The sequence below is a fragment of the Emcibacter nanhaiensis genome, assembly GCF_006385175.1.
Taxonomy (GTDB): domain Bacteria; phylum Pseudomonadota; class Alphaproteobacteria; order Sphingomonadales; family Emcibacteraceae; genus Emcibacter; species Emcibacter nanhaiensis.
Genome location: NZ_VFIY01000005.1, coordinates 426,784 through 446,612, shown reverse-complemented (window position 1 = coordinate 446,612; position 19,829 = coordinate 426,784). Strand labels below are relative to the sequence as shown.

The following is a 19,829-nucleotide window of genomic DNA, read 5'->3' as shown; positions in this document are numbered from 1 at the left end:
AAACAAAGGGCCGGATCAACTCCGGCCCTTTTTCATTCAGTCATCGCCTTCCAGCTCCCGCCAGAGATAGAGATATTCCAGCGCCCGCATGGTCGCTTCCTGATCATGGTTGGCATTGCCCTTGTGACCGCCTTCGATATTTTCATAATAGAAGAAGGGCTGGCCATAAGCTTCCATCTTGGCCGCCATCTTGCGGGCATGGCCGGGATGGACCCGGTCATCCAGGGTCGAGGTGAAGAAATAGACCCGCGGATAGTTCCCGTCCTTTTTCAGATTCTGGAACGGCGAATATTTGCGGATATAGGCCCATTGCTCCGGAATATCCGGATTGCCATATTCCCCCATCCAGCTGGCGCCCGCCAAAAGCTTGTTATAGCGCTTCATATCCAGGAGCGGCACGCCGCAGATGATGCCATGGAACAGGTCCGGCCGCTGGGTGAAGGAAACCCCCATCAGCAGGCCGCCGTTGCTGCGCCCGAAGGCGCCGTAATGGCGCGGCGATGAGATGCCGCTGGCCTGTACCGCCTCGGCCACGGCGAAGAAGTCGTCATAGGCCCGCTGGCGATGTTCAAACAGGGCCGCCTCATGCCAGCGCGGGCCATATTCCCCGCCGCCGCGGATATTGGCGATCACATAGGCCCCGCCTTTTTCCAGCCACAGCTTGCCGAGCACCGGCTTGTGCCGCGGCAAAACGGAAATGTCAAAGCCGCCATAGCCATATTGCAGCACCGGGGTTTTACCGTCCAGTTTGACACCTTTCCTGTAAACCAGGAAATAGGGCACCTTTGTCCCGTCCTTGCTGGTGGCAAACTTCTTCTCCACCATCAGGTCCTTGGTATCGAATTTCAGGGACACAGACTGCAGTTTTTCTGAAACACCCTCCTTGAAATTCACAAAATAAAGGCTGGGCGGGGTGAGCAGGCCTTCCTTTTCCAGCAACATGTCGTCCCGGCTGTAGGTGGAGGAACGAAGGGTCAGCACCTGTTCGCCCGGCATTTCCACTTCGCTGCCGCTCCAATCACCATCTTTCAGGGAAAATGTCCGGATCCGGCTGGAAACATCTTCCAGCAAATTGACGACCACAGAAGATTTGCCGATCGCCACCTGCCGGATAGTGCCGCTATCCCCCGGATCGTAAATTTCCTCGATCGTAGTGATCTGCCCGCTTTCCATGAATTCTTTCAACGGGAAAGCCAGCAGGCTGCCGGCCTTATGGCCGCGCCAGTCCTCCTGGATCCGGATGATCACCCGGCCTTCAAACAGACCTTCCAGGTCAAGCTTGCGGGGGATCGGCAACTGCCGGGGCTGATTATCGCTATCCAGCACATAATAGCTGAACTCGAAAAAGCTGTGACCGCGTAGCAGGAAGCTGGCACCGCCTTCCTCGCGGTAAAAGCCGGTCGGGAAAATAAAGGTTTCATCGGCGTCGATTTTCATCAACGGGGACGCCTCGGACAACTTCTGCCCCCGGGCAAGGATCTTCATTTCCCGCGGATATCCGGAAGCGTTCAGGCTGTCCGGCGCGCCCCAGTCGGTCGCCACCATCAGTATGTCGCCATCCAGCCAGTCTATCCAGCTTTTGGCCAGGGGTATGTCAAAGCCTCCTTTGACAAAAGACTTGGTGTCCAGATCAAACTCCCGGTACACGGCCGCGTCTGTCCCGCCCGGTGCCAGTTCAATGATACAGCGCCTGTAGGCGGGGGCCAGGCAGTTGGCGCCCTTATAGACCCAGTTTTCCCCTTCCGCCGCCGCCAGGACGTCCACATCAAGGAGAAGTTCCCAGTCGGGTTTACCGGCCCTGTAGGCTGCCACCGGGCTGCGGCGCCAGATACCGCGCACATGCGCTTCGTCCTGCCAGAAGTTGTAGACATACTCCCCCTGCAGGTCGCCGACGGCGAGCCGGTCTTCTGCCGTCAGGATGTCATAGGCTTCCTGCTTGAAGGCGTCAAAACGGGGATCCGCCGTAATCTCCGCAACAGTCCTGCTGTTCCGGGCGCGCACCCAGTCGAGGGCCTTGTCCCCCTGAATCTCCTCCAGCCACAGGAGAGACTGGTCCAGGGCATCCGCCCCGGTTGTTTGCCCGGCCCGCGCGGCTCCTCCGCTCACCAGCAAAAGAGCGGCACACAGTCCCGAAACTACTGATTTCTTTCTCACCATTGATAATCCCCATTTGTCGGTTTTCTTGTCGCCTGAGCGGCAAATATTTGTTTGAGACAGACATGTTATCGAAAGCGGCGGACTATTCCACAAAACAAACAAGGACCGGCTAAAAATAGGCAATTATTCAGAAAATTGTCCCATTTTTAGAATATTATACAATTATAGCGGCTTGGAGCGCATAAAAATTCACATATAGCTATTTATAATACTTGATCAGCCGATTATTCCTGTGATATGTCCTGCACATATTTATCGGGATTTTAGTGGGAATAGCCGATCAGAAAGGAAGTAATTGCTTTCGAGGCTGTTCCAGCAGACGAAAGTCTGATACACTTTGAAAGAATTTGCCGGACCGATGGGGTCAATCGATCCGGCTTCAGGAATATCCCCATCAGGACCTCTGTTCCCGATCACCTCGGGTGGCGGTTCTGACAGATACCAACTGGGGCTGCTTTTAAAAGTTTTTCTTTTGGAAGCAGCCTCTTTTTTCTTTTCCTCCGCAAGAGAACCGGGCTTAACGCCTTTTGTTATTTCTGAAAAACAAAGAATAGTCTATAAAACTAGAACGTTAACTCTGTTGGTCAGAGTCGGGATTGTATAAAATCCTCGCCAAATGCCAAGAGTGAATCGTATAAAATATGCAATCAGGGTAAAAATCCTACAAAAGTGCATTTTATTAGACGTTAATATTGAATAAGTGGAATTTTACAGAATGTTAATCCTCAAACTCCTCATCATTCTTGGGATCATTGTGACCGGGGGAATCATGCTGCTTGGTGTTGCCAGCATGAGCAAAGGGGGAGACTTCAACAAGAAACATGGCAATCAACTGATGCGGGCCAGGATCATCGCGCAGTTCGTGACCCTGCTCCTGATCGCCATTTACCTGCTGGCTTATGGATGAGGTACCGCATTGGTTAAGCTGACCAAAATCTATACCAGGGGAGGCGACAAGGGACAAACGTCGCTGGCCAACGGAGAGCGCCTGCCCAAACACGACTTGCGTATCGAGGCCTATGGCACGGTTGATGAGGCCAATGCGGCCATCGGCTTGGTCCGGCTGCATACATCAGGCATGGAAGATGACATGCTGGGCCGCATCCAGAACGACCTGTTTGATGCCGGGGCCGACCTGGCTTTGCCGTTCGCCGAAGACTACCAGTGGGAGCCTTTGCGCATCACTGCGGGACAGGTGGAACGACTGGAACAGGAGATTGACCTGATGAATGCGGAAATTCCACCGCTGGACAGTTTCGTCCTGCCCGGCGGCTCGCCCGCCTCGGCCTTCCTGCACCAGGCCCGGACTGTAACCCGGCGCGCCGAACGGCTGGCGGCCCGCCTGGCGGAAACCGAACAGGTCAATGCCGAGGTCATCAGGTACCTGAACCGTCTGTCCGACCATCTGTTTGTCCTGAGCCGGCGCCTGAACAACAACGGCGCCGGCGACGTCAAATGGGTGCCGGGGGCAAACCGGGAATAAACCGTCGAAGGAACGATGATTTATTTGTCTACTCCATTAGGGTATAGTGTTATTCTAAAACGAATAAAAATATATCTGAAAAGGGGAAGAAAATGTCAGAGACCGCTGCTGCGGCCGCTACCGCTGTTTCACCGGCCCACCGCAACCGCATCATCAGCATCGATATCCTGCGCGGCATCGTCATGATCATTATGGCGCTGGATCACGCCCGCGATTTCTATTCACCTACTCTATTCGCGCCGGAAGACCCTACCGCGACAACGGGCTTTTATTTCTTCACCCGCTGGATCACCCATTTTTGCGCCCCGACCTTTGTTTTTCTGTCCGGGGTCAGCGCCTGGCTCTATGCCGATGCCCGCAATGCCGGCAAGCAGGATCTGGCGCTCTTTCTCCTGAGCCGTGGATTCTGGCTCATCTTCATCGAAATATTCGTGATCACCTATCTCTGGCTGTTCACCTATCTGGGGTTCACCATGCAGGTGATCTGGGCCATCGGCATGTCCATGATCATCCTTGCCGGCCTGATCTTCCTGCCGCGCGCGGTGATCGCCGTGATCAGCCTGGTTGTCATCTTCGGCCATAACCTGCTAGACCCGATCGCCCCGGCCGACTTCGGTACGCTGGGATGGCTGTGGACCATCCTGCATGTTCCGGCCTTCCACCCCACCCAGGGCGGCGGGCCGATCGGGCCGTTTTTCTTCGTCTATCCGCTGATCCCCTGGTTCGCCGTCATGGCCCTGGGATATGTCATGGCGCCGATCTTCAAAGCGGAGCCAGCCGTTCGCAACAAGAAGCTGATCACCTATGGCCTTGCCGCTATCGGCCTGTTCCTGGTGCTGCGCGGGTTCAACATCTACGGCAATCCCTACCCCTGGGCCGAACAGGCAAGAGGGGACTTCTATACAGCCCTGTCATTCCTGAATGTGGAAAAATATCCGCCGTCCCTGCTATATCTTTGCATGACCCTCGGGCCGGCCCTGTTGTTGCTGCCTTTGCTGGAAAAATGCACCGGCAAAGTGGGGACGGTGCTGGGCGTTTACGGCAAGACCCCGTTCCTGTTTTATATTCTGCATATCCTGTTCCTGCACATCGGATCAGCCATCTGGTATCAGGTGGCCTATGGCAAGTCAGGCGTGCTCTTCTTCATGCCCAGTAGCTGGCCGGAGGGCTTCCAGCCGGTGCTGTGGAAAGCCTACCTGGCCTGGGCCATCGTCTGCATATTGCTCTATTGGCCCTGCAAATGGTTCTCCGACTATCGCAAGGCCCACAAACAATGGTGGCTCAGCTACCTTTAGGCGACTTCTGGCTTTCCGCCGCATCCGCCCACAGGGTTTTCAGCGCATGCCACAAGGTGGGGCGGGAGGCCTGGATGAAATGGGGGCCGATCTCCGGATGGGCCGCCAGCCGCCTGTGAGCCGTGCCCAGCGCATGATAGGGCATCTGCGGAAACAGGTGGTGCGTGGCATGGAACCTGAGCCCGACCGGTGCCCACAGGGCGGAGATCACGCCGCCCGGTACATCAACGCTGTCCAGGAACTGTTCGGCCACGGTCATTGTCTCGTCCCCCGGATTACGATAGGCATGGGCACCAAGGGTACGGAAGCTGTTCATCAGGAAAATCACACTGGTCACGCCGTACCAGACAATCAATACTTTCCACGGCATAATGCCGCCGATCATCAGCGCGACGGCAGCGATGGCATAGAGGCTGGCGCAGACTTCCTGCAGGCGCCAGTAGTCCCCATCCATTTTGGTCGGCGGCGGCCGCTTGTAGGCCAGGTCAATGGTCATAGACGACATGCTTTCCCACAGCTTGCGGTTCAGCGGCGGAATAAGCCAGCTGACAGGGGTGAGGACGAGAAAGCGGACCAGGAAAAGCGCCGGCAGGAAAAAGGACAGCAGAACAAAGATAACATTCTTCCATGGCGGCTGGGCGCCGAAGGGCAGATATTCCCCATCCTCCTTTGTACCATAGACATTGGGTTTATGGTGATCGCTGTGCACCCCCATGTAGGTAAAGGAGGGGATCAGGAGCGGAAAACCCGCCAGCATGTTCCATACCGCGCGGAACAGTTTGAATGTGCCGCGTTTCAAATGCACGATTTCGTGGGTGAAGATGGCGGCCCGGTAGAGCGCCAGCGCGGACACCACAAAAGCCACCCAGAACTGCCAGCCGGCATAGGGCTGCATCACGGCCGCGGCCAGGGACGCCCAGCCGAGGCAGACGCTGACCAGGAAATCCGGCCAGTAGATCCAGGGCTTGGGCTGCATCAGGTCGGTCACAAGTCCCCGCACTTCCCTGAGGGGGAAGTTTTCGGCTCTTTTAATGCCGGACATAGCAGAAATTTTTCCTAACTCATTCATCACACTAAAATATGCTCACTCATATCGTTCCTTGAAGCATGAATTCAAGGCCATTTCGCGGCAAACATCCCTGCCCCGCCCTTCAGCGGACGTTATCTGGGGTATGCGGGCCGTTCAGCGCCCTTTTTCACCCAGGCCGCCACATTGGGCCAGTTGTCCAGAGACATACCAACATAAAGGGTAAAACCGGCGCACCGGATACCAACCAGATCCGCCATGGTAATTTCGTCGCCCACCAGCCATTCCCGGCCTTTCAGGGCTTCTTCCAGCACATTCAGGGCGTTGGTTATATGATATTTGCATTCCTCGCAAAAGGCCTCGTTTGCCTCACCAGGACGGAATTTGGTCTCCAACATCAGCTGGAAGGCAAAAGCGTCGATTTCCGTCATGCCGAAGAAGCACCAGCGCAGGATGTCCGCTTCTTCCTCGGGCGTTTTGCCGAGCAGTTTGCCGCCGCCATACTTGCGGGCCAGATAATAGCTGATGGCCACGGATTCCGTCAGCACAAAGTCGCCGTCCACCAGGGTCGGCACCTTGCCTGTGGGATTGAGCTTGCGATATTCCTCGCTCTGGGTCCCTTCGCTCCGGGGATCATAGGCCTTGAGATCCAGTTCAATGCCGAGCTCGGCCGCAGTCCATATGTTTAGTGCTGCGCGGGATTGCTTGCTGCCGTATAGAGTAATCATTTCTTCCTCCCTTGTTGACCGCCGCCCGGGCCTCATTCTGCCGCGGGGAACGGAGAAAATGTTCCATATTGACCATTTAGATAAATCAGCGGATCGACCTTTTCTTCGATTTCGACATCGACCACGTCACCGATAAAGATCTCATGGCTGCCGTAGGTATGGTTTTCGGTCCGCCGGCACAGGATCACCGCCTGTGCGCCTTTGAGGGTCGGCGTGCCGTCACCCTCCATATTCCAGTTCTCCGCTTCCACCCTTTCCCCGGCCTTCCGGCCGCCGGCACAGTCATTGGAAACGGCAACCTGGTTGCTGTTCAAAAAATTTATGGCGAACTCTTCCACTTTGACCAGAACATCCGCCAGCGCTGTCTTCCTGTTCAGACAGACAAGCATGGAAGGGGGATCGAAAGAGACGGAAGAAACCGCCGTCGCCGTAACCGCATAACAGTTTCCATCCCTGTCCCTGCAGGACACCACAGAAACCGAGGAAGCATAGCGCCTCATGGCGCCGGCAAGTGCTTTTTCCATCATCCATTACCTATTTTTTCATTCTACTCCCGCCCGTTATAGCTGTTTGCCCCGCCGCGTAAAAGTCGAATATTTGAAAAACTGATACCCCGGCGACAACCTCTGCTGCAGAATGCAACATATGGTGGTTTTTTCTGTTTATGATTATGCGGCAATGCTAGAATGGCCCTATAACTAAATAAAACAAGGTCATTCTCCGGGATCAATGAAGAAAAATACGCTGATAACTTTGCTGTTTTCTCTTGCGCTGACGACAGGATTATCCCTGGCAACCTACAGAACAATCCAGCAGAATACCCTGGGAAACGTCCATGCCGAATTTAACACCCTGGCGGCGAGCCTGTCCTACAGGCTCGAGCAGCGTATCCGGGAAAACCTTGAATCAATGTATCTCCTGCAGGAACATTATCGTCGCGACGTCGCTGTCGAGCCACAGGAATTTACTGATTTCACCCGTGATATTCTCGAACGCCATCGCGCCATCTCCCTGTTTGCGTGGCTTCCGAAGATCGAAGCGACAGACCGAAAACAATTTGAAAGAACGCTTGCAGACCGGGGCGCGCAGGCCCCCTATATCCATTCGAAGACAGATGACGTCGCGCCCTCTCCGCGCCAGGAACAGCCGTTTTATTTCCCCGTCGACCTGCAGGCGGTCCGTTTCGGGAAGCCTCTTTTCCTCGGCTTCGATTTTTTCGCGGTACCGGACTATAGAGCTGCCATAGAGCATAGTATAGAAACCGGGAAAATCACGGCCAGCGCCAGCTTTGTGCCCGGGCAGCCCGGACTCAAGAAAGCGGCCTATTGTTTCGTGCCCATCTTTCAGGACGCGGATGCAGCTCACGCCGGGAAAGGGAATGTACGGGGGATCATCGTCGCATTGATCGTCGACCAGAACATCACGACCTATAAGGTATTCGATGCGGGCCACATCTTCAAAGAGCTGGACGTTGACATCACAACCTCCGCCTCGCTGGCCAGCGACGGGGACTTTGCCACCCAGGTCAGTGACGACCCCGACCGTTTTTTTTACCAGTATAGATTTCCTGTTGCGGAGAAATCCTGGATAGTGACCGTCACCAGGTCGGCGGAAGCCGGCTTCCCTGCAAAGCAGGCAGAGCTGGGCGCGCTGATTGTTTTTGTCATAGGCGGTCTGTTGTCGCTGTTCATTGTACAGCAGATGAACAAAAGGATTGCCATTGAGGCAACGGTACGGAACCGCACCAATGAGTTGAAAAAGACCACTCTCAAATTGCGCCGCGCCATGAAGGATATGGCGGATGCCAAGGATTCTGCAGAAAAAGCCAACCGCCTCAAGTCAGAATTTCTGGCCAATATGAGCCATGAAATCCGTACGCCGCTCAATGGCGTACTCGGTATGTGCCAGCTTCTGGAACAGACCAAACTTGATTCCCGGCAACGGGAATATGCTCACACCATCATGTCTTCCGGCCGCTCCCTGCTGGCCATTATCAATGACATACTGGACCTGTCGAGGATTGAGTCCGGACAGATGAAGCTGAAAATGTCCGATTTCAATGTCCTCACAGTGATCAAGGAATCCATGGACACCATTTCTTACCAGGCCATGTCAAAGAGCCTCAAGACTGTGGTCGACGTTCCGAAGGACTGCGATTTGACTTATGTGGGTGATCCCGTCCGGATCAAGCAGATGCTGGTCAATCTGTTGGGTAATGCGGTCAAATTCACTGACGCCGGCACCATATCCCTGCAGCTTTCACTGCTCGACGACGGATCACTGCACTTCCGCGTCCGTGATACCGGCCCCGGCATCCCCCCTGATCAGCAGGAGGCCATTTTCGAGCGGTTCCGGCAGGTCGACGGCACAAGCGTGCGCCAGTATGGCGGCACCGGCCTTGGCCTTCCCATCTGCAAGAGCCTGGCGGAAATGATGGGCGGTGAAATCGGTGTCAAAAGCGAGCCCGACAAGGGGGCCGAGTTCTGGTTCACGCTACCGCTTGACAAAAGTGCCGTTGCCATTGACGCCGAGATTGGGGCTGAACCGGAGCCTTTGCGCGATACCCCCCTACAATCGACGGCAGACAACCGGAAGGTCCTGGTGGCAGAGGACAATCTGATCAACCAGCAGATTATCCGCGAGGCCCTGAAAGTTCTCAATCTGGACGTCACCATTGTGGAAAACGGCCAGGAAGCAATTAATGCACTCGAGCGGCAGGCCTTCGACCTTGTCCTGATGGATATTCAGATGCCGGTCATGACCGGGGAAGAAGCCATCCGCTGGATCCGCGCCTCGGAAGCGCCCTTCCGCGATGTCCCGATCATTGCCCTGACAGCGAATGCCATGAGTGATGCGGAAACAAGATATATCCAGGCAGGAGCCAACGCCTATATCGTCAAGCCCATCAACCTGAAAGAGGCGATTGCTATTATCTCCGATATCCTGGCTGGGAAAACCCAAGTGACATAAAACCGGGGCGACATAAAAAAGCCGGCCCCGAAGAACCGGCTTTTAAGAATTTCACGGGCCTCCCGCTTATGAAGCGAGATAGCCCTTTTCTTCCAGGTAATCAATAATACGGTCAGCGGCCTGGTCCGGCTGCAGATCTGTAGTATCAATGTTCAGTTCGGCATCGTCCGGTTCTTCATAGGGACTGTCGAAACCGGTGAAGTTCTTGATTTCACCTGCACGGGCCTTCTTATACAGGCCTTTCGGATCGCGCTGCTCACACACTTCGAGCGGCGTATTGACGAAGATCTCGATGAATTCTCCGTCATCCATCAGCTCCCGGGCCATGCGGCGTTCGGAGCGGAACGGGGAAATGAAGGAGACCAGGGTAATCAGGCCTGCATCCACCATCAGTTTGGAGGTTTCGGCCACCCGGCGGATGTTTTCCACCCGGTCCACATCCGTGAAGCCCAGGTCCTTGTTCAGGCCATGACGAACATTGTCACCATCCAAAACATAGGTATGGTTGCCGCGGCCGAAGAGCTTCTTCTCCAGCGCGTTGGCCACGGTGGACTTCCCGGAACCGGAATAACCGGTGAACCACAGCACCGCCGGTTTCTGGCTCTTCTGGCCCGCCCGGGAGGTTTTGTCCACGTCCAGCGCCTGCCAGTGGATATTCTCCGCCCGGCGCAGGCCGTGGTCGATCATGCCGACCCCGACCGTATTGTTGTTCAGCCGGTTGATGATGATAAAGGCGCCGGTTTCCCGGATATCGGCATAGTGGTCATAGGGAATCTGGTCGGACAGGGACAGGTTACAGACCCCGACTTCATTCAGTTCCAGGGCTTTGCCGGCTTCATGCTCCAGGCTGTTCACGTTGACCTTGTACTTCAGGTCAGTGATCATACCCGGCACCATTTTCGAACCGATCTTGACCAGGTAGGGACGGCCAGGCAGCAGGTGTTCCTCGTCCATCCACAAAACATGGGCCATGAACTGGTCGGTCAGTTCGGCCCGGTTTTCCTTGCGGCAGATCACATCCCCGCGGGAGATATCAATCTCGTCCTCCAGCACCAGGGTCACCGCCTGCCCGGCGATGGCTTCGTCCAGGTCTCCGCCCATGGCGACGATGCACTTGATGCGGCTGGTCTTGGCCGACGGCAGGACAACAATTTCATCGCCTTGCCGCACGGTGCCGCTGACGATGGTGCCGGAAAAGCCGCGGAAATCCAGGTCCGGACGGTTCACCCACTGGACCGGAAACCGGAACGGCGCCGATTTCTCGTCCGTCGTCACGTCCACCGTCTCCAGAACTTCCATCAGGGTCGGGCCGTCATACCAGTCAAGATTGTCGCCGCGCTCCAGGATATTGTCCCCTTTCAGGGCCGAAATCGGCACACAGGTGATATCGGTGAGACCGATGTCCTTCGCAAAGGCGCGGTAATCGGTTTCAATTTCCTCAAATACCTTCTGGTCATAGTCCATCAGGTCCATCTTGTTGACGGCCAGCAATACATGCTTGATGCCCAGCAGCGACACGATATAGCTGTGCCGGCGGGTCTGGGTCAGGATCCCCTTGCGGGCGTCAATCAGGATAATGGCCAGGTCGGCGTTGGAGGCGCCGGTCGCCATGTTGCGGGTATATTGCTCATGCCCCGGCGTGTCGGCGACGATGAACTTGCGCTTGTCGGTGGAGAAAAAGCGATAGGCCACGTCGATGGTGATGCCCTGTTCGCGCTCGGCGGCCAGACCGTCGACCAGAAGGGCGAAATCCATATCGCCGCCCTGGGTGCCGACTTTTTTACTGTCGGATTCCAGGCTCGAGAGCTGGTCTTCGAAAATCAGCTTGGAATCATACAGCAGGCGGCCGATCAGGGTGCTTTTGCCGTCGTCAACGCTGCCGCAGGTAATGAACCGCAGGAGGCTTTTGTTTTCCTGGCTTTTCAGATATTCGAGGATATCTTCGGAAATAAGGTCAGACTGATGTGCCATTAGAAATACCCCTCCTGTTTTTTCTGCTCCATGGACGCATTGGCATCCTTGTCGATAGCCCGGCCCTGGCGTTCGGAGGTTCTGGTCAGCAGCATTTCCTGGATAATCGCCGGCAGGGTGTCCGCATCTGACTCAATCGCGCCGGTCAGCGGATAGCAGCCCAGGGTGCGGAACCGCACCTTCTTCATCATTGGCACTTCACCCGGTTCCAGCGGCATCCGGTCATCATCCACCATCACCAGCATGCCGTCCCGTTCCACCACAGGGCGTTCCTTGGCGAAGTAGAGCGGCACGATGGGGATATTTTCCTGGTAGATATACTGCCAGATATCCAGCTCGGTCCAGTTGCTCAGGGGGAACACGCGGATGCTTTCGCCCTTGTTGATGCGGCTGTTATACAGGTTCCACAATTCCGGACGCTGGTTTTTCGGGTCCCAGCGGTGCTGGGCGGAGCGGAAAGAGAATATCCGTTCCTTGGCCCGGCTTTTTTCCTCGTCCCGGCGGGCGCCGCCAAAAGCGGCGTCGAATTTATATTTGTCCAGCGCCTGTTTCAGGGCCTGGGTTTTCATCACGTCAGTATGCACTGCAGAACCGTGGGTAAACGGCCCGATGCCCTGGTCGACCCCCTCTTGGTTAATGTGGATCAGCAGGTCCAGCCCCAGTTCGGCGGCGCGCTTGTCACGAAATTCGATCATCTCCCGGAATTTCCAGGTGGTGTCCACATGCAGGATCGGGAACGGCGGGATGGAGGGATAAAAGGCTTTCATGGCCAGATGCAGCATGACAGCCGAATCCTTGCCGATTGAATAGAGCATCACCGGATTCTGGCACTCGGCCGCGACCTCCCGCATGATATGAATACTTTCGGCTTCAAGCCGCTGTAAGTGGGTTAAATCCATTCCAGACTCTCTTCTTCCATCCGTTTCCGGGGATTGCTAACTGCCCCCGTGCCAATCTGCTTCCGTTTATCAGACAGTTCTCATCTTTGTAAAATCTATCCCCTAGATAGCCCCATTGCCCTGAAATGACAACGCCTAATAACCTATTTTTATAAAAAAAATATGTATATTATTTTAATATACACTTTTTTTATGTTTTAATAACATTGCCTGCAGGCAACTTTATTTTCCCTTCCCTCATACAGCTTCGATGTTGAAGAAAGGTAAATGTCTCTGAAAAAACAAAAAAGCAGGCCCCGGCGACCTGCTTTTCAAGGAAGGATAAAATATCCGGCTGTCAGCGGGACAGACTCTCGACCAGCAGCGCGCCGAGTTCCCGCACCGACTGTTCCCTGTCCAGGTTGGTGAAACTGCCGTCCTCGTCAAATTCCTCCATGGCGCTGGGCAGCGCCATCATATTGGGGTGAACCTGTACCATCATATTCATCAGCAGCTCACGCAGGGCATAGAGACCGCGCAGGCCACCCAGGGCGCCCGGCGATGTCGCCATCAGCACCGCCTGCTTGCCAACAAAGGAGTTGAGCATCGGTTCGTTATGATCCGCCGGGCGGGAGATCCAGTCGAGGGCATTTTTCAGCACAGCGGAGTAACTGCTGTTATATTCCGGAGAAGCAATCAGCAACCCGTCATGCCCATCGAACAATTGCTTGAGTTTCCGCGCTCCGCAGGGCAGGCCTTCTGCCGCTTCAAGATCACCGTTATAGAGCGGCAACGGGTAATTGCGCAGATCAATATAGGTGACTTCCGCCCCGGCTTCTTCGGCCCCGGCAGCGGCAGCCTTGACCATGGACTTGTTGAATGACGCCTTTCTCATGCTTCCGGCAAAGGCCAGAATCTTCACTTCTTTGGACATTTTATTCCTCCTTTATTTTGGCAATTCAAACAAGAGCAGCTCGGTTGCCGTCAGGGCGGCAAGCTCCAGGCCATGCTCTTCTTCAAGGGCAAAGCCGTCACCGGCCATTCCTTTCTGCCCGTTCAGTTCCAGTTCGCCCCGGGCCACCTGCAACCAGTATCTCCGGTCCGGATTCAACTCCCGGACATGATGAACGTCAGGATCAAACCGCCCGGCAAAAATGCGCGCGTCCTGCTTGAGGGACAGGCTTTGCTCCTCTCCCTCCGGCGCGGCCAGCAGGTGAAAACTGTTATGGAATTCCCCATCGGCAAATTGTCGCTGCTGATAGCCTGGTTCGCCGTTCACCTGGTTGGGCATGATCCAGATCTGCAGGAGATGCAGTTCAGTGTCGTCTGAGGCGTTATATTCGCTGTGCCGGACGCCGCGCCCCGCACTCATCAGCTGAATTTCCCCCGGTCCGATGGACACCTCGTTGCCCATGCTGTCCCGATGGGACACCACGCCCTCGAGGACCCAGGTAATGATTTCCATATTTTCGTGACCATGGGTCCCGAAACCGGTGCCCGGCCTGATCCAGTCCTCGTTGATCACCCGCAATGGCCCGAAGCCCATATTGCCCGGGTCGTGGTAACGGCCGAAGGAAAAGCTGTGTTTGCTGGTCAGCCAGCTTCCTGTCGTCAGGCCCCGATCATTTCTGTCCCTTTTCAGGATCATTGCGAACCTCTCTATATTTCGGGACAAAAGAATATATTTTTCTTATATTTATGATAATATCCCTTTTAGGAACTTCATTATTCTATTTTTTATATAAATGGACAAATTATCCAATATCAAAACCTTTGCCGTTGTGGGCCAGACCGGGAGCTTCGCCGAAGCGGCGCGACGGCTCAATCTGGCCAATTCCGTGGTCAGCAAACGGGTCAAGGACCTGGAGGATGATCTCGGCACCCGGCTGCTCAACCGCACCACCCGCAATGTCAGCCTGACCGAAGCCGGCTATCAGTATCTGGAACAGGTCCAGAAGCTGCTCAACGAGCTGGAAGAGACAGAAGAAAGCCTGCGCCGCAAAACCCAGACGCCGATCGGTGATATCCGGCTGGCGGCCCCGCTGAGCTTCGCCAGTCACCTGGGGCCGGCACTCAGCGCCTATCTGGAAAAATATCCGCGTGTAACCCTGAACACCTCCTTTTCAAACCGTTTTGTCGATATTGCCGCGGAAGGATTCGACCTGGCGATCAGGGTGTCGAGCAAGTTGCCGGATTCCAACCTGATGGCCCGGCAGATCGCGTCGAGCCACAGGGTCGCCTGCGCCAGCCCGGATTATATCGCCCGACACGGGGCACCCGAACAGCCCGAAGATCTGCTCAGGCATAACTGTCTGACCTTTACCAGTCCCAACCGCTCCAAGGGATGGGACTTTTACCGCAATGACAAAAAAATCCATATTCAGATCCATGGCTCCCTGACCTCGGACAACGGCGACTTTCTCTGCGAGGCGGCCATCAATGGCCAGGGTGTGGTTCTGCTGCCCCGCTTCATCGCCGGTCGGGGGCTTGCCGACGGACGGCTGGTGCCGCTGCTGGAAAATTTCCAGGAACCCGGTTTTCACATCTATGTGCTCTATCCGCACAAAAAACTGATGTCGACCAAAGTGCGCACCCTGATCGACTTCCTGAGCGATTATTTCGCGGAAAGTTTTGCATAATTGTGACCCTTAAGTAACGGGAATACTTCGGAAAAATTATTCTTCCGTGACAGGAGTCCTGCGTCGTTGACAGGCTGAGTCGCGCCCCGTAAACGGAACTTATCTTGTGCCGTTTCACAGGGGATTACGGATGAAGATGCCGCGTCTCAAAGTGCTGTTTTTCGTGGGCGTATTAAGTCTGGGCTGGTCGTCGGGGGCCAATACCTCGATGACGGGCCAGCCGCCCCTGCCGCAAAGTGCCGCCACAAAAACTCCCGCTGTCGAAATTGATCCCGACACCGGCGAGCACAAAATCAGCTTCAGCGTGCTGATTTACAATATCGCCGGCCTGCCCTGGCCGATCAAAAGCGGCCGGGCGAAACGGCTGGCCATGATCGCCGACAAATTCGCCCAGCTTCGCAGCCAGGGCCGCGCCCCGGATCTGGTGCTGCTGCAGGAGGCCTTCATGGACGAAAGCCGCGACATCATCCAGGCCGGCGGCTACCGGAATTATATAGCCGGCCCGCGGGCGGACGATGTGGTCGAAGGCGCCTCGCCGGACGCTTCGGCAGACTTTCTCGACGACCTTCGCAACTGGCGCGGCGAGACCTGGGGCAAGGTCATGAACAGCGGCCTCTATATCCTCAGCGACTTTCCCATTGTCGGGGCCCACAAAGCCGCCTTCCCGCGCCGGGATTGCGCCGGCTGGGACTGCCTCGCCAACAAGGGGGTGATGATGGCCTGGGTCCGCATCCCCGGGGTGCCGTTCCCGCTCGAAGTGGTCAACACCCATATGAATTCCAAGGGGCCGTCCTCGGGAGTCGACTATTCCCGCACCAGCGCCGCACAGAAGCTGCAGCTCGGCGGCATGCGCCGCCTGATCGAACAGAACTCCGACAGCGACAATCCGCTGATCGTGGCCGGTGACTTCAACCTCAAAGGCCTGCCGGAGCTGGTGGAGCAGCTCAAGCGTCACAGCAGTCCGCGCCCGGCGCAGCAGTTCAGCCGGGAATATTGCCTGGAGGCCGCCAGCGGCTGCGAACTGCGGCTGGACGTGAAAAGCGCGACACCCTGGCTCGACAGCAACGACCTGCAGGCCTTTGACAGCGGCCGCCATGCCCACTTGCGGCCGGTCCGGGTCGAGCTGATCTTTGACGAGATTATCGACGGCGAACCGCTCTCCGACCATGACGGCTACCTGGTGCAATATGAGCTGCGCTGGATCCCCGAGCAGATCCCGCAGCAGACCGCCGGCCTGTAAGTCGCACCCGGCTTGAACTCGCCCTGTTCCGCTGTTATATAAGGCTCCTGAATTGGTGCTCCGGATTTACGCTCCGGCCCGCAACAAAAGGAACAGTATCATGTCACAGATTGTCGTTACGGCACTCTATCATTTTGTCACGCTCGACGATTATAAAGAGATGCGTGAGCCCCTTCTCAATTTCCTCCAGGACCAGGGCATCAAGGGCACATTGCTGCTGGCCCGCGAAGGCATCAACGGCACCGTCGCCGGCACGCCCAAAGCCATTGAAAATTTGCACAACTATCTGCGCGCCGATCCGCGCTTCAAGAATATTGTCACCAAGGAAAGCTATACCGACGAGATGCCCTTCTACCGCACCAAGGTGAAGCTGAAGAAGGAAATCGTCACCATGGGCGTGGAGGGGATCGACCCCAACCATATCGTCGGCACCTATGTGAAGCCGCAGGACTGGAATGCGCTGATTAGCGATCCGGACGTGATCCTGGTCGACACCCGCAACGATTACGAGGTAGGCATCGGCACCTTCAAGGGCGCCCTCAACCCGGAAACCGACACCTTCCGCGAGTTCCCGGCCTATGTGCAAGAGAACCTTTCAGGTGACAAAGACAAGAAGGTGGCCATGTTCTGCACCGGCGGCATCCGCTGCGAGAAATCCACCGCCTACCTCAAGGAGCAGGGCTTCAACGAAGTCTATCACCTGGAAGGCGGGATTCTGAAATATCTCGAGGAAGTGCCGGAAGAAGACAGCCTGTGGGAAGGCGAATGTTTCGTGTTTGACAGCCGGGTCGCGGTCAAACACAATCTGGAGCCGGGCATTTACGACCAGTGCTATGCCTGCCGCATGCCGATCACCGAAGAGGACAAACAGCATCCCCATTACGAAAAGGGCGTGAGCTGCCATCACTGCCACGATGAAAAATCTGCCGAACAGTTGCGCCGCTATCAGGAGCGCGAACGGCAGATCGAACTGGCCCGGGAAAAAGGCGGCGAGCATATCGGCGGCGAAGTCTCGGACATCATCGCCCAGCGCCGGGAAGAAAAACGCCGCTTCAAGGAAGAGCAGAAGCAGCACGACCACCACTCCGCCGAACACGTGGAGGCCTGAGCATGATCGACTCCCTCAGTTTTGACAACCGCTTTGCGGAGCTGGGGGAGCCCTTCTTTGCGCCGATGCGGGCCCGGCCGCTGCCGGATGCGCGCATGGTCACCTTCAGCCGGGAGGCGGCACAACTGCTTGACCTGCATCCCGACTGGCTGGGTTCGGCCGAGGCCGTCAATATCTTCGCAGGCCATGAAGTACCGGAGCAGGCCCAGCCGCTGTCCATGGTCTATGCCGGGCATCAGTTCGGCGGCTACAGCGCCCAGCTCGGCGACGGCCGCGGCATCCTGCTGGGCCAGGTCAGGAACAAAGCAGGCGAACTGTGGGACATCCACACCAAGGGTTCGGGCAAGACGCCGTTTAGCCGCTTCGGCGACGGCCGGGCGGTGCTGCGGAGCTGCATCCGCGAATATCTCGCCAGTGAGGCGCTCCATCACCTCGGCATCCCGACCACCCGGGCGCTTTGTGTGCTGGAAAGCTCGGAACCGGTACAGCGGGAGACGCTCGAGAATGCCGCGCTGCTGGTGCGGCTCGCCCGCTCCCACGTCCGCTTCGGCTCATTTGAATATTTCGCCCATACCAAGCGGCCGGAGGCGCTCAAGCAACTCGCCGACTATGTGATCGCGACCCATTTCCCTGACGTTTCGGAGGCGGAACAACCATATGACGCCCTGCTGCTCCGGATGGCGGAGCTGACCGGCAGCATGATCGCCCACTGGCAGGCTTACGGCTTCGCCCATGGGGTGATGAACACCGACAATATGTCGGTGCTGGGCGAGACCTTTGACTATGGCCCCTATGGGTTCATGGAGGCTTTCAACCCGGACTATATCTGCAACCATTCCGACGAGTGGGGCCGCTATGCCTTTAACCAGCAGCCGAGCATCGGCTTCTGGAACCTGCGCGCCCTGGCTTATGCGATGAAGGACCTGCTCAGTGGCGAGCTGACCGAGCAGCTGCTGGAGGTCTACCAGACCCGCTTTTTCGAGGACTATGACCGGCTGATGAACAAGAAGCTCGGCCTCAAGGTGATGATGCCCCAGGACCGCCAGCTGATGGGCGACCTGCTGGCGCTGTTGCACCAGCATGCGATCGACTACAGCATCTTCTTCCGCAGGCTCGCCGATTTCCGGCAGGAGGACGATGAAACGGCGCTCTATGTGCCGAAGCAGCAGCAGGTCCAGTTCCGCGACTGGGTCACGGCTTACAAAGCCCGTCTGGTGCAGGAAAATTCCATCGACGAAGACCGGCAGGCGGCGATGAAGAAAGCCAACCCCAAATATATCCTGCGCAATTACCTGGCCCAGCAGGCCATCGAGAAAGCCGAGGCCGGCGACGCCTCGGAAGTGGAAAAACTGATCGAGATCCTGTCAAAGCCCTATGACGAGCAGCCTGAGCATGAAGACTACGCCGCCGAACCGCCGGAGTGGGGCCGCAAGCTGGAGATTAGCTGCTCGAGTTGAATTGATATTTGAATTTGCTTCTAACAGTAGCACTCAAGTTCTTTTCTGCTAAAATGCCTTGAGCATATCATCATTTTAAGGGGGAACGATGGAAGATTTTAGTCTTCAAAATATAATTTACCTAGTTGTAGGTGGACTAATCGGTTCTGGAATCCAATGGCTCTTCGGTAATATTTCTAACAAAACATCGGTACTCAAATATATTGTGGAAACAAACAACATTGGTGTTTCCACTGATGATAAAACCTTCGGCTCAGTTAGAGTAACCTGGCAAGATAATAATGTCAGAAATTTATATATAACCAACTTTGTAGTGGAAAATGGAACTTCGAAAGATTTTGAAAATATTAAATTCAAAATCTATTCTGGAGACAACACACTTCTTTTGAATGAAAGTGCTGTGGTTGTTGATGAACCCTATGTAATACCCAAAGAAGAACATTACGAAGAAAGATTACATATACCTAAAGATCACGAACCGAACCAACAACAAATAGATGAGTATTATCATTCAAGGGAATATGAGCTTGGTGTTTTTAATCGCGGGAAAAGGCTGAAATTCTCCTACCTATGCACAAACCCTAATGATGACAATCCTCCAGAAGTATTCATCAGCACGCCTAGCAAGGGCATTCGTCTCAAGCAGAATTTAGTTCCCTATCTTGTAATGAAGCCGCTTTTCGGTGTTTCAGTAACCAGTTCAATAATAGTAGCGCTCCTTTTGTCAGCCGTTGTTGTAATCCTTTCGGGTCTCTGGATTAAAGACGTTTGGATTGTTGCATCAATATGTATGATTTTTGGTTTAACTGGCCAAGTATTTGCAGCACTATTTTGTAGAATATTTAAATTTCTTCGAGACCTTATCGCTGGATAAAA

At 55.5% G+C, this 19,829-nt stretch carries 18 protein-coding genes; 10 read left to right on the top strand and 8 right to left on the bottom strand.

Annotated features, from left to right (window positions below; translation table 11 throughout):
• Window positions 1–36: 36 nt before the first annotated feature.
• Window positions 37–2,157, bottom strand: coding sequence for a prolyl oligopeptidase family serine peptidase (locus FIV46_RS06000; protein WP_139939454.1), 2,121 nt, complete (start codon window positions 2,155–2,157; stop codon window positions 37–39).
• A 337-nt stretch (window positions 2,158–2,494) separates the two neighbouring features.
• Here FIV46_RS06000 and FIV46_RS05995 point away from each other — a divergent pair, with 337 nt between their 5' ends.
• The 4 genes from FIV46_RS05995 to FIV46_RS05980 all read left to right on the top strand — a co-directional run bounded on the left by FIV46_RS05995 (window position 2,495) and on the right by FIV46_RS05980 (window position 4,935).
• Window positions 2,495–2,761 (top strand): hypothetical protein, encoded by a 267-nt coding sequence (locus tag FIV46_RS05995; RefSeq protein WP_139939451.1) that lies wholly within the window; start codon window positions 2,495–2,497, stop codon window positions 2,759–2,761.
• Between the two features lie 111 nt (window positions 2,762–2,872).
• Window positions 2,873–3,064, top strand: coding sequence for an HIG1 domain-containing protein (locus tag FIV46_RS05990; protein WP_139939448.1), 192 nt, complete (start codon window positions 2,873–2,875; stop codon window positions 3,062–3,064).
• A 9-nt stretch (window positions 3,065–3,073) separates the two neighbouring features.
• Window positions 3,074–3,640, top strand: coding sequence for a cob(I)yrinic acid a,c-diamide adenosyltransferase (locus FIV46_RS05985; protein WP_139939445.1), 567 nt, complete (start codon window positions 3,074–3,076; stop codon window positions 3,638–3,640).
• 92 nt (window positions 3,641–3,732) lie between these two features.
• A complete protein-coding gene (locus FIV46_RS05980; RefSeq protein ID WP_139939442.1) occupies window positions 3,733–4,935 on the top strand; it encodes an acetyltransferase domain-containing protein in 1,203 nt (400 codons plus the stop codon).
• On the opposite strand, the gene FIV46_RS05975 is transcribed toward FIV46_RS05980, so the two are convergent.
• The 3 genes from FIV46_RS05975 to FIV46_RS05965 all read right to left on the bottom strand — a co-directional run bounded on the left by FIV46_RS05975 (window position 4,922) and on the right by FIV46_RS05965 (window position 7,214).
• A complete protein-coding gene (locus FIV46_RS05975) occupies window positions 4,922–5,977 on the bottom strand; it encodes a fatty acid desaturase family protein (protein ID WP_139939439.1) in 1,056 nt (351 codons plus the stop codon). The genes FIV46_RS05980 and FIV46_RS05975 overlap by 14 nt on opposite strands.
• Before the next feature lie 119 nt (window positions 5,978–6,096).
• Window positions 6,097–6,690, bottom strand: coding sequence for a glutathione S-transferase family protein (locus FIV46_RS05970; protein ID WP_181163076.1), 594 nt, complete (start codon window positions 6,688–6,690; stop codon window positions 6,097–6,099).
• A 32-nt stretch (window positions 6,691–6,722) separates the two neighbouring features.
• Entirely contained in the window at window positions 6,723–7,214 is a 492-nt protein-coding gene (locus FIV46_RS05965; RefSeq protein WP_181163075.1) for a flavin reductase family protein, read from the bottom strand.
• A gap of 205 nt (window positions 7,215–7,419) precedes the next feature.
• Between FIV46_RS05965 and FIV46_RS05960 the strand changes: the two genes are divergently transcribed.
• The gene (locus FIV46_RS05960; RefSeq protein ID WP_139939431.1) at window positions 7,420–9,660 is read left to right on the top strand and encodes an ATP-binding protein; all 2,241 of its coding nucleotides are present in this window, start codon (window positions 7,420–7,422) and stop codon (window positions 9,658–9,660) included.
• A 66-nt stretch (window positions 9,661–9,726) separates the two neighbouring features.
• On the opposite strand, the gene cysN is transcribed toward FIV46_RS05960, so the two are convergent.
• The 4 genes from cysN to FIV46_RS05940 form a co-directional block, all read right to left on the bottom strand.
• Window positions 9,727–11,631, bottom strand: coding sequence for a sulfate adenylyltransferase subunit CysN (cysN, locus tag FIV46_RS05955; protein ID WP_139939429.1), 1,905 nt, complete (start codon window positions 11,629–11,631; stop codon window positions 9,727–9,729).
• On the bottom strand, window positions 11,631–12,530 hold the full coding sequence (gene cysD, locus FIV46_RS05950; RefSeq protein ID WP_139939427.1) for a sulfate adenylyltransferase subunit CysD: 900 nt from the start codon (window positions 12,528–12,530) through the stop codon (window positions 11,631–11,633). Before cysD ends, cysN begins: the two co-directional genes overlap by 1 nt.
• 337 nt (window positions 12,531–12,867) lie before the next feature.
• The gene (locus FIV46_RS05945) at window positions 12,868–13,443 is read right to left on the bottom strand and encodes an NADPH-dependent FMN reductase (protein WP_139939425.1); all 576 of its coding nucleotides are present in this window, start codon (window positions 13,441–13,443) and stop codon (window positions 12,868–12,870) included.
• Between the two features lie 12 nt (window positions 13,444–13,455).
• A complete protein-coding gene (locus FIV46_RS05940; RefSeq protein WP_139939423.1) occupies window positions 13,456–14,157 on the bottom strand; it encodes a pirin family protein in 702 nt (233 codons plus the stop codon).
• A gap of 97 nt (window positions 14,158–14,254) precedes the next feature.
• On the opposite strand from FIV46_RS05940, the gene FIV46_RS05935 reads away from it, so the two are divergent.
• The 5 genes from FIV46_RS05935 to FIV46_RS05915 all read left to right on the top strand — a co-directional run bounded on the left by FIV46_RS05935 (window position 14,255) and on the right by FIV46_RS05915 (window position 19,827).
• The gene (locus FIV46_RS05935) at window positions 14,255–15,148 is read left to right on the top strand and encodes a LysR family transcriptional regulator (RefSeq protein WP_139939421.1); all 894 of its coding nucleotides are present in this window, start codon (window positions 14,255–14,257) and stop codon (window positions 15,146–15,148) included.
• Window positions 15,149–15,278: 130 nt separating this feature from the next.
• Window positions 15,279–16,388, top strand: a complete 1,110-nt coding sequence (locus FIV46_RS05930; protein WP_139939419.1) for an endonuclease/exonuclease/phosphatase family protein — start codon at window positions 15,279–15,281, stop codon at window positions 16,386–16,388.
• A gap of 100 nt (window positions 16,389–16,488) precedes the next feature.
• A complete protein-coding gene (gene trhO / locus FIV46_RS05925; protein WP_139939412.1) occupies window positions 16,489–17,496 on the top strand; it encodes an oxygen-dependent tRNA uridine(34) hydroxylase TrhO in 1,008 nt (335 codons plus the stop codon).
• Window positions 17,493–18,953 (top strand): protein adenylyltransferase SelO, encoded by a 1,461-nt coding sequence (locus tag FIV46_RS05920; RefSeq protein WP_139939409.1) that lies wholly within the window; start codon window positions 17,493–17,495, stop codon window positions 18,951–18,953. Before trhO ends, FIV46_RS05920 begins: the two co-directional genes overlap by 4 nt.
• 88 nt (window positions 18,954–19,041) lie before the next feature.
• Window positions 19,042–19,827 carry a hypothetical protein gene (locus FIV46_RS05915; RefSeq protein ID WP_139939406.1) on the top strand — a complete coding sequence of 262 codons (786 nt, stop codon included), beginning with the start codon at window positions 19,042–19,044 and terminating at the stop codon, window positions 19,825–19,827.
• The last annotated feature ends 2 nt before the right edge of the window (window positions 19,828–19,829 follow it).

Bases quoted from the DNA above. Each gene is read 5' to 3' on its own strand.
- FIV46_RS06000 (WP_139939454.1), bottom strand. From the start codon at position 2,157: ATGGTGAGAAAGAAATCAGTAGTTTCGGGACTGTGTGCCGCTCTTTTG.
- FIV46_RS05990 (WP_139939448.1), top strand. From the start codon at position 2,873: ATGTTAATCCTCAAACTCCTCATCATTCTTGGGATCATTGTGACCGGG.
- FIV46_RS05980 (WP_139939442.1), top strand. From the start codon at position 3,733: ATGTCAGAGACCGCTGCTGCGGCCGCTACCGCTGTTTCACCGGCCCAC.
- FIV46_RS05975 (WP_139939439.1), bottom strand. From the start codon at position 5,977: ATGTCCGGCATTAAAAGAGCCGAAAACTTCCCCCTCAGGGAAGTGCGG.
- FIV46_RS05970 (WP_181163076.1), bottom strand. From the start codon at position 6,690: ATGATTACTCTATACGGCAGCAAGCAATCCCGCGCAGCACTAAACATA.
- FIV46_RS05965 (WP_181163075.1), bottom strand. From the start codon at position 7,214: ATGGAAAAAGCACTTGCCGGCGCCATGAGGCGCTATGCTTCCTCGGTT.
- FIV46_RS05960 (WP_139939431.1), top strand. From the start codon at position 7,420: ATGAAGAAAAATACGCTGATAACTTTGCTGTTTTCTCTTGCGCTGACG.
- cysN (WP_139939429.1), bottom strand. From the start codon at position 11,631: ATGGCACATCAGTCTGACCTTATTTCCGAAGATATCCTCGAATATCTG.
- cysD (WP_139939427.1), bottom strand. From the start codon at position 12,530: ATGGATTTAACCCACTTACAGCGGCTTGAAGCCGAAAGTATTCATATC.
- FIV46_RS05945 (WP_139939425.1), bottom strand. From the start codon at position 13,443: ATGTCCAAAGAAGTGAAGATTCTGGCCTTTGCCGGAAGCATGAGAAAG.
- FIV46_RS05940 (WP_139939423.1), bottom strand. From the start codon at position 14,157: ATGATCCTGAAAAGGGACAGAAATGATCGGGGCCTGACGACAGGAAGC.
- FIV46_RS05935 (WP_139939421.1), top strand. From the start codon at position 14,255: ATGGACAAATTATCCAATATCAAAACCTTTGCCGTTGTGGGCCAGACC.
- FIV46_RS05930 (WP_139939419.1), top strand. From the start codon at position 15,279: ATGAAGATGCCGCGTCTCAAAGTGCTGTTTTTCGTGGGCGTATTAAGT.
- trhO (WP_139939412.1), top strand. From the start codon at position 16,489: ATGTCACAGATTGTCGTTACGGCACTCTATCATTTTGTCACGCTCGAC.
- FIV46_RS05915 (WP_139939406.1), top strand. From the start codon at position 19,042: ATGGAAGATTTTAGTCTTCAAAATATAATTTACCTAGTTGTAGGTGGA.